13 protein-coding genes and 2 pseudogenes are annotated in these 14301 nt (G+C 39.5%); 7 read left to right on the top strand and 8 right to left on the bottom strand.

Annotated features, from left to right (window positions below; genetic code table 11):
- Together H5183_RS18640 and H5183_RS18635 are read right to left on the bottom strand one after the other, a co-directional pair.
- A pseudogene (locus H5183_RS18640) lies at positions 1 to 212 on the bottom strand (hypothetical protein); the annotation flags it as partial.
- A 24-nt stretch (positions 213 to 236) separates the two neighbouring features.
- Positions 237 to 1229: a hypothetical protein gene (locus H5183_RS18635; protein ID WP_182732415.1), complete on the bottom strand. Its 993-nt coding sequence runs from the start codon at positions 1227 to 1229 to the stop codon at positions 237 to 239.
- A 553-nt stretch (positions 1230 to 1782) separates the two neighbouring features.
- Between H5183_RS18635 and H5183_RS18630 the strand changes: the two genes are divergently transcribed.
- Positions 1783 to 2163 (top strand): VOC family protein, encoded by a 381-nt coding sequence (locus H5183_RS18630; RefSeq protein WP_182732414.1) that lies wholly within the window; start codon positions 1783 to 1785, stop codon positions 2161 to 2163.
- A 106-nt stretch (positions 2164 to 2269) separates the two neighbouring features.
- Positions 2270 to 2506, top strand: a complete 237-nt coding sequence (locus H5183_RS18625) for a hypothetical protein (protein WP_182732413.1) — start codon at positions 2270 to 2272, stop codon at positions 2504 to 2506.
- Positions 2507 to 2785: 279 nt separating this feature from the next.
- Here the strand turns inward: H5183_RS18625 and H5183_RS18620 are convergent.
- From H5183_RS18620 to H5183_RS18600, 5 genes and pseudogenes are all read right to left on the bottom strand, one after another.
- Positions 2786 to 3190: pseudogene (locus H5183_RS18620) on the bottom strand (zf-TFIIB domain-containing protein); the annotation flags it as partial.
- 41 nt (positions 3191 to 3231) lie between these two features.
- Complete coding sequence (locus H5183_RS18615) at positions 3232 to 3825, bottom strand: DUF4202 domain-containing protein (protein ID WP_182732417.1); 594 nt, start codon at positions 3823 to 3825, stop codon at positions 3232 to 3234.
- Positions 3826 to 3896: 71 nt separating this feature from the next.
- Positions 3897 to 4361 (bottom strand): mechanosensitive ion channel family protein, encoded by a 465-nt coding sequence (locus H5183_RS18610; RefSeq protein ID WP_182732411.1) that lies wholly within the window; start codon positions 4359 to 4361, stop codon positions 3897 to 3899.
- 84 nt (positions 4362 to 4445) lie between these two features.
- A complete protein-coding gene (locus H5183_RS18605; protein WP_182732410.1) occupies positions 4446 to 4904 on the bottom strand; it encodes a thioredoxin in 459 nt (152 codons plus the stop codon).
- Between the two features lie 122 nt (positions 4905 to 5026).
- The gene (locus tag H5183_RS18600; RefSeq protein WP_182732409.1) at positions 5027 to 5905 is read right to left on the bottom strand and encodes a LysR family transcriptional regulator; all 879 of its coding nucleotides are present in this window, start codon (positions 5903 to 5905) and stop codon (positions 5027 to 5029) included.
- 285 nt (positions 5906 to 6190) lie between these two features.
- On the opposite strand from H5183_RS18600, the gene H5183_RS18595 reads away from it, so the two are divergent.
- From H5183_RS18595 to H5183_RS18575, 5 genes are all read left to right on the top strand, one after another.
- Positions 6191 to 7762 (top strand): NADH-quinone oxidoreductase subunit L, encoded by a 1572-nt coding sequence (locus H5183_RS18595; protein WP_182732408.1) that lies wholly within the window; start codon positions 6191 to 6193, stop codon positions 7760 to 7762.
- On the top strand, positions 7759 to 10182 hold the full coding sequence (locus H5183_RS18590) for a YbcC family protein (protein ID WP_182732407.1): 2424 nt from the start codon (positions 7759 to 7761) through the stop codon (positions 10180 to 10182). The genes H5183_RS18595 and H5183_RS18590 overlap by 4 nt, the downstream gene beginning before the upstream one ends.
- A 5-nt stretch (positions 10183 to 10187) precedes the next feature.
- On the top strand, positions 10188 to 10985 hold the full coding sequence (locus H5183_RS18585) for a DUF6671 family protein (protein ID WP_182732406.1): 798 nt from the start codon (positions 10188 to 10190) through the stop codon (positions 10983 to 10985).
- Positions 10986 to 10997: 12 nt separating this feature from the next.
- Positions 10998 to 12005: an L-threonylcarbamoyladenylate synthase gene (locus H5183_RS18580; protein WP_182732405.1), complete on the top strand. Its 1008-nt coding sequence runs from the start codon at positions 10998 to 11000 to the stop codon at positions 12003 to 12005.
- A gap of 479 nt (positions 12006 to 12484) precedes the next feature.
- On the top strand, positions 12485 to 12979 hold the full coding sequence (locus H5183_RS18575) for a hypothetical protein (RefSeq protein ID WP_145239743.1): 495 nt from the start codon (positions 12485 to 12487) through the stop codon (positions 12977 to 12979).
- On the opposite strand, the gene H5183_RS18570 is transcribed toward H5183_RS18575, so the two are convergent.
- On the bottom strand, positions 12976 to 14181 hold the full coding sequence (locus tag H5183_RS18570; RefSeq protein WP_182732404.1) for an anhydro-N-acetylmuramic acid kinase: 1206 nt from the start codon (positions 14179 to 14181) through the stop codon (positions 12976 to 12978). The genes H5183_RS18575 and H5183_RS18570 overlap by 4 nt on opposite strands.
- Between the last annotated feature and the right edge of the window lie 120 nt (positions 14182 to 14301).

The following is a 14301-nucleotide window of genomic DNA, read 5'->3' as shown; positions in this document are numbered from 1 at the left end:
TAACCAAAATCAATACCACAACTACTATGACCACACGACTCTGAATAGGCCGACTTTATCAAAAAAGGAAATTCTGGCACTGAGCCATCTTCTGTTTCAATCGTCACAACAATGGGCCCACGATAGCCATGAGCCTTATCGAATACCGTAGTGCAACTTGTTGTCAAAAAACACGCCAGTAGCACACTCATGTACATTACTAAATTTTTCACACTATTAACCTTCTATTTTAATAATTATTTAGCGCTAATAATGGGGTTGTCGGCACTGCCACTAATTTGGTAGCCATAAATAGTGGCAAGTTGCGCCAGCTCAGGCGATAAAACAAGGCCGTTGTCTGTATCAAACAATAACCCTAACTCTTTTAATAAATCAGCTTTATTGTTTTTTAAAATATAACCAAGCGCTTCATCTCTTTCATAGCGAGTCATGCTTTTATTAAAGGTATTGCGAATAAGCTGGCTTTTATTTGTACCGCTTGCGCGCTTAAAATTGATGTAGCGTTCGCCTAGTTCGAGTAGGCTCTTATCAAGGCCAACATTGGAAAAGTTGGCCTTTAAATAACTCATATTTGCAACCTCAGCAAGCCCCAGCAGCGTAAGTAACTGCGTATCAAAACCATAATTGTCAATAATGGACTGATTAAGTGCAGCAGTTAGCTGTGCAATTGCTGCGGTATCATCAATGGTACTTAATTTGCCAAACACCCAGCTTGCAGGCCCTCTAAAAATAGGGTGCCCTTTTTCACTGGCAAAAAAGCTAACTCTGTCTTTAACTGCATTGTTAGGATGTAATGTAAAATACATCAGCGCTTCACGTAATCTAAGCCCACCTATTTCATCACTATTTAAATAGGTAACAAAAAACGATTCAGCGCCTGCATTCGGGCCTGCTGACAAAATATTTAAACTAATACTTTTATGGACAATGGCTGTTTTATCTGTGCCCGCTGCAAGTAACTGCATTTCATTTTGCAGATAGTTATACAGTTTATATTCGTAAATATGGTTTGTTAGACCCATTTTACTATTTAATATTGCACCCAGTACTTCATCTAATTCTGTTGTATTAGGATTCGGTTTTTCACGCTCAGTATTATTACTCGTTTCAGCCGCGTTTAACTGCTCAACTAAATTGGGGATTTGACTAAGCCCGTTATCGGACTGGCTGGAAAGTTGCTTGATTTGAGAGTCAACAGCACCAATATCTGATACTGTGACAGCTGCCAAATTGATACTTGTAATTAAAAGAAGAAGTGAAGTTAATTTTAAAATAAAACTAACACGAAATTGACTATTAAAACCAATCATCCTGAATGTACCATATTATTATTTCCGTATAATTAAAGAATAAAAAATATACTCGGTTAAATTTAGAGTAATAGATCAATGTTACAATGAAAAACTATTCATTCACATAAAAACAAACAAAAAAAAACAAAAAACCAACCTTAAATACTAGGTACATTCTAAAAAGAAATACTCAATCCGAATAGAATAAAAAACAAATCGATTAAAAAACTTTTCTAACAAATGAAGTGTGCTTAATTACCAAGAATATTAACCTAAGAGTTGAAGTCAGTTATTATTCTAAACTTATTAGTAAAAAAGTGTGATTATGAATAAATAGCAGCAGTACTAAATAGTACAGCTGTGTTGCAAATTGACCTAAATGATGGCTATTTTATTGACAACCCATTTTAAGTGTTTAGTTTTACCTGATGTCGCAAATCTCAGGAAACTGTGCTTTATTTAAAAGATGTAAACTTAAATAGAGCCATCAATGGAATTAATTAATCAGGTTATCTATGTTGATAACGTTGAAGAAACCTTAGACTTTTATTATCAAGCGTTTGGTTTTGGCACCGATGCCCTCAGCGATGATGCCGAATATGGTGAGCTTGCCACAGGCGATATAAAAATTGCTTTTGCGAATCACCCATCTGCTCAAGCCCATTTTAAACAAGGTTATATACGCGCTCACCCAAAGCAACCAGCGCTAGGTTTTGAGCTGCGCTTTAGCTGTACTAATCTCAGTGAAAGTTACGATAAAGCGGTGCTTGCTGGCGCAGAGCCTCTTTGCCCCCCTAGCTGTAGAGGAACTCAATATTATGCCTACGTACGAGCCATTGAAGGTACTTTGATCTGCTTAGTACAAGCCTAGCCCTTCATCAAAACAGCATTAAAGTTTAACTTTGTAGCAATATAAGCCACACGTAACTGTCATCTAATTTCCTTATCTTAGCGGTAATTTAAATAAGGAGGTTAATATGAATACATTACTACTAACATTGATGCTACTAAGCCCAACTGAAGCGCTAGTGACTGAACAAATCAAACTGCAAACCACTGAAACACTTAAAGTTATGCAAATTGAACAGCAGACACAGTTGAAAACACAAGTCATCGCCTCATTAGAAAATATAGAATTGATATTGCCTGTGGTTGTTGATAAGCAAACTTTAGCAAAAGTACAAAACGTAAAACAGCAACTTAACCAAGACTAAGTTGCTCTGCAGAGTTAGTCCAAAAACGAAGCTAAAGCGATTTCAACTAAACTCTCGGTATTTTTGTTGTGGTTTTTCTTAATACCTCGCTGGCTAAATCGATTAGTCGGTATTTCAAAATGTATAATACCAATCGACTTAAATATTTAACCATTCTAGCGAGCTAAATAAAGCGCTAACTGCGTTATAATTTTTTCAAGTAGAACAACTACATGTCAAAATTTACGCCTTGTTATCACTCCATTTATCTGTCGCTATAAATGGTCAGTAACTTAACACGATTGGTATAAAACCATGATTATTGGCTTGCTGGTTCACTAGTAATTGTTTTTCTTTCGCTGTTAAGTGATTGTCGTGAATTTTATTAAGTTCTTTTGGATCTAGCCAAATACCCGCACAACTTGGGCACTCATCAATTTCGACCACATGAAGAAGTGTAAAAAAGCGCCGCATCATCACGATACTCGGGCACTTAGGACAATTAATTCGTGCCGTTAAATCAACGTCTGTGTCAGGTAAAGCAGCCAAGTGCTCAGCAAGCACCAGCGCTCTTTTTAAAGATGGATCACTAAAATTAAAAATCTGGCGATTATCAAAAAATACCCCGCCATTGGCGGATGAGAAAACCTCGATCCCCCCGACCATTAGTTTAGTGAGTTCTATATTTGTCCTTGGGCAGCGCATATCCAGCTCCTTTGCATTTTATTACTCATCGCAGTGAGATATTAACTCGGTGCAAGCGCCTTTTCAATTAGCGGTACTAACGGCGCTGGTAAAGTAATATTACCCGCCAACACAAAGTCAAGTGCCTCAGTAGACATTTTTTGCCATGTACGTTGCAAAATCCCAATCCACTTTTGCTCATCGTAGTCTGGTTTTGTTTGCACAAATGCCAACATGTAATACTCAATAAACACTAAACTTGCGATATCTTCCACCAATTGACTATCAGGATTACGCTTGATTTGTTTTTTCGCAACCGCTGCATATACTCGTTGCTGATCAACATCAGAACAACCAACTTGCTGCATTAATTCAACCACAGTACCGGCATGAAAAATATACAACGCACTGCGCCATTGATGATAGCCTTGTTTATCCATTGGAAAGTGACTTCGCGGCGAACACCAACGCTTTATGTGTTGTGCTCTCACAGCAATATGCATTAGCTCATCAGCATCAGGTTTAAAACGGTTTAACATCTGCGTCATACGCTCTGAATATAAACGCTCTTTAGGCCAAACTTTACCTGCATAGTGTTCTTGATTAGGATCCTGACTATTTGCTTCATCAATTAACGCGATTACTTGCTCAAACATTAGTTTAGTCATCACTCTTAGATTTATAGACTATTTTAATCAGCTCATTTGTAATTAGCTAGTTGAAAATATTACGAGTTATTTATTGTTACTTTATTACTGAGTATCAATGAATTGGGAACTAAATGACGGCAACCATCGGTCTGTAAAGTAATATATCTGAGGTTTAAATCGACCACGACACCTTTACAGCTGGCGACCTCGATGTTATCACCCAACTTAATAGGTCTATAAAGCACAACCATTATCCCTGCAACGAGATTTGAAATTGCATCTTTAAGCGCAAACCCTAACGCAAACCCTGTTAAACCCAAGCCAGCGACTAAACCAGTTACATCAAAATCAAGCTTAGAGAGCGCTAATATAGTGCCAATAAAAATCAAAATCGCTTTTTGTGAGTTTGAAATTAAACGAAACGATTCAGCGGCATGGCCATCAAAACGACGTTCAACCTTTTTCAGTGCAAAATGAAAAACTAAGCTTAAAACAAAACAGCCAACAAATACCAAAATAGCAGCAATAATTTTTTCATTCATAGATAAGCGCCATATTAAATAAACCAGCTCTTTAGTTAATAGATTTACTAACAGATTAATTCATTGAGCAAAGCTGTGTCTAAATTAGTTAAACTGAGTGAGATCAACTGCTAATGAATGCTTGGGCTTTTCAATCATGCGGGCAAGTTCTATATCACCCTCTTTTACTATAATTGTCGCGGTGTACTTTAACTGATGTGCTTTTGCAATGCCTTTATCATCTTGCTTATCGAATCCTACCGCCACTAATTTTAAACTTTTTAATGTTAACTGAGATTGCTTAATCAGCTTTAACAATCTTGGTACTTCACGTTCGCTGTCATGGCACCAAGTACCAAACAGCACTAGTATATCTTTACCAGCTAGTTTCTTGATTGTATTTAATTCGTGTTGAGACGGTTTAAAACTATCGTACTGCTGCTCGAAGCCGTTGTAATTTTTTAATAAATTAGCAGCACTGATCTGCCCGACTAAAGGCTCTTGTGCGGCAAAACTAACACTGCATAGCAACAAAAACCCTATCATTACAACCTGTTTCAACATACTTTTCTCTTATTGATTGAGCACTTAAAAATTGACTAAATTTTCAGAGATGTGAATAAATTAGCAACTAAGATACCGTTATTGAAAACCTAATCACGCAGCATAACGATGCTTGAGTAATATTAGCACTTTACTGCGAGTAATTGCTTTAAACTATCGGGAACAAATTTACGCTGTGCTGTAATGGCATAAAAATGCTCGTAAGCATCAGGTAAGCGCTGGTACTCAATTAATACCCCTTGCTCTATTTCATCTTTTACGACCACCGATGGTAATACCGATAATGCCCCACTATCACGTGCCAGTAATCGCAGCATCGCCATATCATCGGCTTCTGCTTTAATTTCTGGTTTGTATTGCCAGCGAGCACACAATGCATTAAATGAGTCCCTTATTGCCGACGTTTTACTGGGTAATACCCATTGTGCGTTTTCATAGCCAATTGGAAACTCACTACTGATTTTACCATCAGCAGGCCCTACGATAGCCAACGGTTGACGCGAAACTAACTGGCTTTGCCATAACTCATTATGATGCTCTGTTCCTACGGGTTTATTTGTCAGTACTAAATCTAATTCATGCTCCGCCAAACCATTTAGCAAACCATCCATACGCCGTGCGGTTAAAGAAAAAGTGACCGAGGAAGAGCTTAACAATGGATTGATAAATTCTTCAATAAAATTTCGCGATAGCGTATTTAAGACTCCAATAGAAAGGTGTTGTTTTTCAGCAATTGCACCTTTGCTCAAAAACGAAGATAACTCTTCACCAGTGCTAAAAATGTCGTTGGCATAGGCTAATACACGTTTACCCATATCTGTAAGCTCTAAGCTTCGGCCTTTTCGCTCAAACAAATTAACGTTAATCGTGTGCTCAAGTTGCTTTATTTGGGTTGATAGAGCCGATTGCGAAATATGCAGCTCTTTAGCAGCTTGCGTTAGATTACCTAGCAACGCGACTCGCCAAAAATAATAAAGATGATGATAATTAAGTCGGCTCATGAATAGTTAACTTAAATAGAACGTTTAGATAGATTATATCTATTTTTTTTCGCCTTTCAACTTTGTCATACTAGGTCCTGTTGACCTTTCAGGATTGAAATTTTTTCTATCTGGGCAGAATCCTTCGGGCAGCGGGTGTTTGGCATTTACGCTGCGTTATCAACTATTTATGGGGAATAACCACACGAGATAGGTTCTGCCTTGCCTAAAAGTTAAACATACGGCTGCAAAAGTAACCTCGAAAAATAAACAGCCCCTAATTGCATCAATTAAAAGGAGCAGTAAATGAGTGAGTTAATTATTTCACTGTTAATGTTGGCTATCCCCCTTAGCATGCTGCTAACGGCTTACATTATCGGTAACAAAACCACGGCCAATAATGGCAAGGCCATCTTTTATGTACTAATCGCAAATGCTCTGTTACTTATAGGTGCGTTAACTGCTCAGACCACTTTCTCCCTGTCGTTAATATCAGCCCTTTCTTTCACAACCACTCGAATCATTATGCTGGCGCTAATCGTGTTTATCGGCATTTGCTTGGTAAGGTTTTGTCAAAACTATATGGCTGGTGAGCCACGTATTAATTACTTTTGGCGATGGTTATTGACGACCTTATCGGCTGTTACTCTGGTTGTATTAAGTAATCATTTAATTCTATTTTGGCTGGGCTGGCTATCAATTAGTCTCGCGCTACACAAGTTATTAATGTTTTATCCTAACAGGCCACGTGCAGCACTGGCCGCACATAAAAAATTCATTGTCGCCCGTTTAGCTGAAACATGTTTGTTCATCGCTTTTGCACTGCTATATAACGTACACGATACCTGGTTGATCACTGAGATCACTGCGGCCTACATAAATAATACCGTCGAGCTAACATTGAGTGAACAACTCGCTGGCAGTCTTATTGCACTGGCTGCGCTGATCAAGTGCGCACAGCTTCCGTTACATGGTTGGCTTATCCAAGTTGTTGAAGCGCCAACTCCTGTCAGTGCGCTTTTACATGCAGGGGTGATTAACCTAGGTGGCTTTTTATTAATTTTATTTGCGCCACTGTTTATGCAAGCAACAATTGCCCAGTGGTTAGTGTTGGTCGTAGCAGGGTTAACCACTGTAATTAGCGCCTTAGTCATGACGACTCGGGTCAGTGTTAAAGTTCGACTCGCATGGTCAACCAGCGCACAAATGGGTTTAATGCTCTTAGAATGTGCATTAGGACTTTTCGAACTGGCGCTCATGCATCTAGTGACACATTCTATGTATAAAGCATACGCATTTTTAAATGCAGGTAACGCAATTAATGAAGATATTAATCGCCGTCATGCACCAAAACATACTCCCTCATTAGCTGATTGGCTCAGAGGCATGATTATTTCAACAGTTATTGTTTCTTCGGCATGGTTTATCAGTGGTTACAGTGGCGCTATCAGTGTTTGGTTACTACTAACATTAGCACTCACAATACTGATTGCTACAAAGCACGGTATTGCAGGGAGGAGTATGCTAATACCCATCACTTTTATCGCTCTTATTGCGACCTTAAGCTACGTCGGATTAAAAACACTATTTGGCTTAGCTGTCGATACCACAGCATGGCGTGAAGCGGCATTTAGCATCGCTGATATCTGGGCTATCGTACTGATTACAACATTAATGGCATTAAGTTACTTTCTTCGCAATCAAAGCCAACACCCTAAAGTAAAAGCACTCTCAACCATGTTATTTGCAGGGCTGTATCTTGATGAATGGTTCACTCGGTTAACCTTAAAACTTTGGCCTATTCGCCTTCCCGTTGATAAGCAAACAAATACGAAGCACCACAACCAGACGTTTATTGCAAAGGAGTCACAATTATGAATACCGCTACCTCCTGTAACACTGAGCAAGCACTTAACAATACAGAAAAAGCGATATTAGCAAAAGTATGTGGCTACATTGCACCCAGTTGGCCACTTGATCAAATGATTGCTGTGAATCCCTTTTGGCACATGCGCGATATGCCCATCGAGCAAGTCAGTGCTCGCATAAGCGTATTGACCAATGCCAAACTACAAATGCCTAAAGCTTATTATCAAGCAAAATATCAACAACAAGCAATCACCGATGAAAACTTACGTGATGCAACCCATATATTAGGAGTTGTTTTAACACTTGAACAGCTAAAAGAGTCACTGAAAATTGATTTACCACTGATGCACTGGCATAACATTTCTGACTTGCTTGATACTCAACGAGATCCACATAAGATGGCTTGGCACGATGAAATTATTCATCAAATCAGTCAATTTTGTGCGGCACATTATCAACAGCTTGGCCCTATGCTACATCGTAACGATATTTCTCAAGTCAGTGATCTCTACCATCATTGGTTAACAGTGATCAAAGCAGACAAAGGGGTTAGTATCATCATGGATGAAAAACACCTCAACAGCTATTTTGCTCAGTTACCTGACTCAGCTGACCAATTAATTGTAGAAACAATCAATACGTTAGGAATTGACGAGGACTGCTTAGAGTATTATGCCCATGCCCTGTTACTCGATATTAATGGCTGGGCTTCGTGGCTGGCGTATTTACGTTGGCAAGGGGACTTATATCAACAGCCCCACGATGAAATGTACCAATTATTAGCGATACGTATGGCGTGGGATTTAGTTATTTGGCGTTACCTTAAGGACCATGATAAGCCAAGTTATGCGTTGTTAAGCAGTCAATGGCAGCAAGAAAAAGCACAAATATCCGAGCGTTTAAATAACCATAAAATTGCTCAGCGTCCAATATGGGTGTGGGCTAAAGCAGCAGAACTAAATTATCAACAAACACTGCAACAAAAGCTCATTAATGCTGATAAAAAAACCGTTACTAAGACACAATTACAGGCGATATTTTGTATTGATGTTCGCTCAGAAGTGATGCGCCGAGCATTAGAATCACAAAGCCAAACCATTGAAACATTCGGCTTTGCAGGCTTTTTTGGCCTGCCTATTGAATACCAAGCCCATTCTAGTGCCCTTAAGCGGCCACAACTTCCTGGGTTATTAAAACCGATAATTCAGGTCAGTGAACAACATACAAACAATAAAACGTTATCAAAGCGAAAGCTTACAGCGGCTTGGCAGAGCTGGTCTAAAGCCGCACCAGCTGCGTTTTCAATGGTTGAATCCGCGGGTTGGTTATACGCGTTTAAACTGCTAAAAAATACTTTTTTAGCAAGCCGTGATGGCATACAGTCAAGCCATAACGAGCAATGGCAATTAAACAAAAATGATCAGCAACTTAATGTTCAAGATAAAGCAGAACTTGCATATACGGTATTAAATGCCATGGCGATAGAACACTATGCTGAGACTATATTGTTGGTCGGTCACGGTAGCCATACTACCAATAATTTACATGCAGCTGGCCTTGATTGCGGAGCCTGCGGAGGACAAACAGGCGAAGTTAATGTGCGTGTGTTAGCGTCATTACTAAATGATCAGCAGGTTCGCCAAGCATTAAAAAAACGCGGATCCACTGTCCCCACAAACTGCCAATTTGTTGCCGCGCTACACAACACCACAACCGACCACATTACAATTTTTGATGAACCACTGAACGACACAACTAAGCAATGGTTATCAGCGGCGACTCAACAAGCTCAGCGCGAAAGAATACAGCATATCGAACCAAGCCTAGCATTGAAGTCACACCAAGAAATAAACAAAGCCTATCAGCAGCGAGCAAATGACTGGTCACAAGTTCGTCCTGAGTGGGGGTTAGCTAATAATGCCGCATTTATTGTTGCTCCGCGAAGCTGGACTCGCGAGGTGGATCTACAAGGCCGCAGCTTTTTACATGATTACCAGTGGCAACATGATACTGATTTTAGTTTATTAGAGCTCATTATGACTGCACCGATGATCGTCACCAACTGGATTAATACCCAATACAATATCTCGGTCACAGATAACTTTAAATATGGTAGTGGTAACAAAGTACTGCATAATGCAGTGGGAGGAAATATAGGCATCTTTGAAGGTAATGGCGGTGATTTGCGCATTGGCCTTGCTATGCAATCATTACATAATGGTGAAAAATGGATGCATGAACCACTAAGATTAAGCGTCTATATTGCCGCTCCACAACAGGCAATTGCATCGATATATGAAAAACATAGCATGATCAAAAACCTGGTAGATAACGACTGGCTAAGCTTATTTCGGTGGGGTGATAACAATGAAATCGAGCGCTTTTTTAAAGGAAGGTGGCATAACTGTATTCATGCCAATGAAGGTTAACAACAATGCCACACATCGTTCTTGCGACTAAGCATCAAAAATCACGCTGGATTGCTCCTTATCTTGAGCCTTTAGGCTATCAGATTAGAGAGTCTGACGCATTTGATACCGATTCATTGGGCACCTTTAGTGGTGAAATTGCTCGTACATGCTCACCTGAACAAGCAGCATTAACTAAAGCAAAACAAGCGTGTGAATACAGTAATGCTGCATTTGGCTTAGGCAGCGAAGGAAGTTTTGGTGGTGGTCCTTATTTTGGCTTAGTTAACTTCAATACTGAATTACTTTGCCTGTATCAGCGTGATACAAACACAGCTATTTATGGCCATGCTGCTGGGCCATTTTCACCCATTAGCTTACCCATTGAACATCATACAACCGCACAAACAATAGCCGAAAAGCTAGCCAAGTTTGAACAGCAACATTGGATATTAACATTGCCGCATACGCTTGAAAAAGGCCTAAGCCTAGATGAATTGCTAGCAAGGTTTACTTATCATTTACCATCTTCGGGGAAAATCATCCCCGATTTAAGAGCCATGCATAGCCCTGAACGGCAAACTATGATCGCAAACGCAGCGAAAGATTTAGCAAGACGCTTAACGTCATTTTGCCCCCAGTGTAAGGCAGCTAATTTTGTGATTAAAAAGGCAATAGCCGGGCTAATTTGTAGCCAATGTTCATTACCAACCAAGCAAGTTAAGCATCATCTAATCGCTTGTGATCATTGCCAACATAGCTGTGTTGTTCCAAGCAACAACGCGTTGGCTGATCCAACTTATTGTCAAATTTGTAACCCATGAGACTAACACTAAATGACACCATTTAATTCAACTAAAATGTTATCAGGCGAGCAAGGTATCGTAGATGCGATCAGCTTGCTTAAGTCGGGGCAGTGTGTCGCACTGCCAACCGAAACAGTATATGGGCTTGCCGCAGATGCAACAATTCCTAGTGCCGTATTAAAAATTTTTGCTGCTAAAAAACGACCTGAAAGCCATCCCCTGATTGTACATATTCCTGATCAAAGTCATTTAACCCGATGGGCAGAGCAATTACCGGCCTGTGTAAAACCACTTGCAGATGCATTTTGGCCAGGCCCCTTAACGATGATCCTTAAAGCAAAAACAGGATTAAATAATCCTGTTACAGGTGGTTTGCATACTATTGGTTTACGAGTACCAGCAAATGCTTTATTTTTAAAAATATTAACCGAACTTGATACCGGTTTAGCCGCGCCGTCAGCAAATAGCTACAAACAATTGAGTCCAATAGCACCAGAGCAAGTTATCAACGACCTAAATGGTCGTATTGCGGCGGTGTTAGATGGCGGGAAATGTTCCTATGGCATTGAATCAACCATACTGGAAGTTACTGATCAAACTCTGCGTATTTTGAGGCCAGGTCCTATTAGCGCAGTAGAAATTGAGCAGGTAACAGGACTAACCGTGGCAGTACCTTTAAAACATAACGAAATAGTGCCAGGCAATGTCAGCGCCCACTATCAACCGAATACTCCTACAACATTGATATCGCTTGAACAATTAATCACTGAGATTAATGAGCATGACAACGATAAAACACATTATTTAGTGTATTCAAAAGCTGCCATCGATGCGCTGCTATTTAAACATGTGCCTATTAACAACATCACATGTTTAGCAGAAGAACCTCATGATTACGCAAAAAATCTCTATGATTCGCTGCATCAAATCGATAAACACTCATGTTTAACTATTCTGGTAGAGCAACCACCACAAGAGCAAGCATGGTCAGCAGTAAACGACAGACTCTCACGTGCAGCATCGACGTATATCGGCTAAGTAAATATTTAACTTAAAACTTTGCAAGTCATTTGATTTAACCCTAGGCTTGCAAATCACAGTCACTCTCCATTGTTTTATCCTATTTATGAGACCCAAAACCTTGCTTAAATTATGATAAATATCGATAACACAGAACATGTAGAATCACAATATATTATTTTTAATCACACCTAAGATTTCGCCACAGTAGCAAGACTATTTGATCAGTAAATGTTTGATAGCAAGTTGAGCCGCCAAAAAATTAGTTAAGAGTAAAATACCAAGCCAAAAACTTAACATCCTCCCATCTAAGCACATATGACTCTCTATCCCTTATGAATGGGGAAACAATTTGAAACGAAAATGAGAAAGTACATTGTTTTAGCACGGCTAAGTTGAAAATGATGAAAATACGTTCAATTAGTCATAAATCTGCAATTAAACTATAGGATAATTTCCATTCGATTTAATTAACCTAGAAAAGACGACTGACCTCAATGACCACTCCTTTAGTGCGCTTGAACTTTGCACTGCAATCTTTTGAAGATCCGCTATCAGCTGCCATGGCACATACTATGGAGTACGATACGCTGCATCTAAATGCAAACGCAGAGCATGAAATTACACTGCTTTGTGTATTACCTGAAGATGCGCATGAAGGCGACACTATTTCGTTAAGTGCAACACATATAGCAGCGCGTGATGCACGTTATTTTATGCAATACACACTGCGTCTGAGCGATATAGAAGCCGGTACGGTAACGCTGACACTTGAAAAAATAACTCTCAGTGATGAAAGCGACGAATATGTGCTGCAATTAATGTTGCATGGTTTACATGCCACCCTCAAAGACAGTGCTGAATTTGATGTCGCAATCAAGGAATATGGCGCAGGTTATATACCACAATACGAGCCGGCTCTAGTTTCTAAAAGTCATTCACTGCGCCAATATATGACAAGTTTTAGTAGTTCATTTTTATCATTATTTTAATCCGCAAAGCTGACTTTACCCATAGTAATGGTAGGTATGCCCTGCGCTTGATTACCAAAACGTTGCTGGCCACCCGCTAAGCATTCGTTCGCTAAAATCGCAAACAAAACTGCTTCTTTCGCATCTGGGTCGATACCTAGAGCATGGGTATTTTTAATCTCATGTAACTGTGGACACAAAGATAAAATATGCTTCATCAACAGTGGATTATGTATTCCCCCACCACTGGCATAAACAGTAACATCGGCTAATTTTTCACTGCATTGATTAATAGCCTGTGCAATCATCATCGCCGAAAATCGATTTAGTGTTGCCATCACATCTTCGTGGCTTAGCTGTAGGGTGTTGGTTGTCGTTTGTGCTTGGTGTAAATAAGCCAAATTGAAAACTTCAGGGCCTGTCGTCTTAGGAAAGTCTAAATTAAAAAATTCATCTTGGCATAACTCATCCAACAGCGGCTGATTTATTTGGCCTCGGTTAGCAATTAAACTATCTTTGTCATAATGAAGCGGCGCAAAATAACGCTGTATATAAGCGTCCATAATGGTATTACCTGGGCCAATATCAGAGCTAAATACAGCGCTCGCATCAGCAGATTGTGGTAAAAAAGTCAGGTTAGCAATGCCACCCATATTCAGTAATATACGATTTTCAGTTAAGCTGCTAAAAAATAAATAGTCGCCATATACCGCAAGTGGTGCGCCTTCTCCGCCCGCTGCAATGTGCTTTTGTCTAAAATCGCCAATCGTGGTAATACCTGTCGTAACCGCTAAATGGTCGCTATCACCTATTTGCAAAGTGCCATGATTAAAATCGCTCTGGCTATGCTGACTTTTAGGGCAGTGATAAATAGTTTGCCCGTGACTTGCAATCACATCAATATCAGCTGCAGCAACTTTCCATTTAGCTAAACACTGCAATACCATTTTGCCATGTAATTGCCCCACCCAAGGGTGAAGTAAAGTAACTAACTCCAAATCACATTCGCGCTTGGCAAATACTGTTTTTATTTTCTGTTTATAGTCATCATCATAATCAACGGTGTCAAAGGCTAACACATCAATTTGGGTGTCCATGCCATGCCCTGAGACTTTGCACAATGCAACATCTAACCCATCTAATGAAGTCCCACTCATCAGACCAATTATTAATCTTTGTTGTTTTTTAGCACTGTTATACAGTTGTAATATATGCTGATGCATTCTTTTTACCCTTAAAAATCAAAATACTAATGAATGTACATTCACTTCAAACTCAAGAATACTTTATACCTTAACTTTAAATATTGAAAGAATAATTATTGCAAATACGTTAAAAATGCT

The sequence above is a fragment of the Pseudoalteromonas sp. SR44-8 genome (assembly GCF_014163635.1).
Lineage (GTDB): Bacteria > Pseudomonadota > Gammaproteobacteria > Enterobacterales > Alteromonadaceae > Pseudoalteromonas > Pseudoalteromonas rhizosphaerae.
The sequence above is the reverse complement of the archived record's forward strand: the minus strand, read 5'-3'. Positions and strand labels throughout refer to the sequence as shown.

Excerpts from the sequence above, each read along its gene's own strand:
- H5183_RS18590 (WP_182732407.1), top strand. The coding sequence starts at position 7,759 with ATGAATACCGCTACCTCCTGTAACACTGAGCAAGCACTTAACAATACA.
- H5183_RS18630 (WP_182732414.1), top strand. The coding sequence starts at position 1,783 with ATGGAATTAATTAATCAGGTTATCTATGTTGATAACGTTGAAGAAACC.
- H5183_RS18625 (WP_182732413.1), top strand. The coding sequence starts at position 2,270 with ATGAATACATTACTACTAACATTGATGCTACTAAGCCCAACTGAAGCG.
- H5183_RS18615 (WP_182732417.1), bottom strand. The coding sequence starts at position 3,825 with ATGTTTGAGCAAGTAATCGCGTTAATTGATGAAGCAAATAGTCAGGAT.
- H5183_RS18610 (WP_182732411.1), bottom strand. The coding sequence starts at position 4,361 with ATGAATGAAAAAATTATTGCTGCTATTTTGGTATTTGTTGGCTGTTTT.
- H5183_RS18595 (WP_182732408.1), top strand. The coding sequence starts at position 6,191 with ATGAGTGAGTTAATTATTTCACTGTTAATGTTGGCTATCCCCCTTAGC.
- H5183_RS18575 (WP_145239743.1), top strand. The coding sequence starts at position 12,485 with ATGACCACTCCTTTAGTGCGCTTGAACTTTGCACTGCAATCTTTTGAA.
- H5183_RS18570 (WP_182732404.1), bottom strand. The coding sequence starts at position 14,181 with ATGCATCAGCATATATTACAACTGTATAACAGTGCTAAAAAACAACAA.
- H5183_RS18585 (WP_182732406.1), top strand. The coding sequence starts at position 10,188 with ATGCCACACATCGTTCTTGCGACTAAGCATCAAAAATCACGCTGGATT.
- H5183_RS18605 (WP_182732410.1), bottom strand. The coding sequence starts at position 4,904 with ATGTTGAAACAGGTTGTAATGATAGGGTTTTTGTTGCTATGCAGTGTT.
- H5183_RS18600 (WP_182732409.1), bottom strand. The coding sequence starts at position 5,905 with ATGAGCCGACTTAATTATCATCATCTTTATTATTTTTGGCGAGTCGCG.
- H5183_RS18580 (WP_182732405.1), top strand. The coding sequence starts at position 10,998 with ATGACACCATTTAATTCAACTAAAATGTTATCAGGCGAGCAAGGTATC.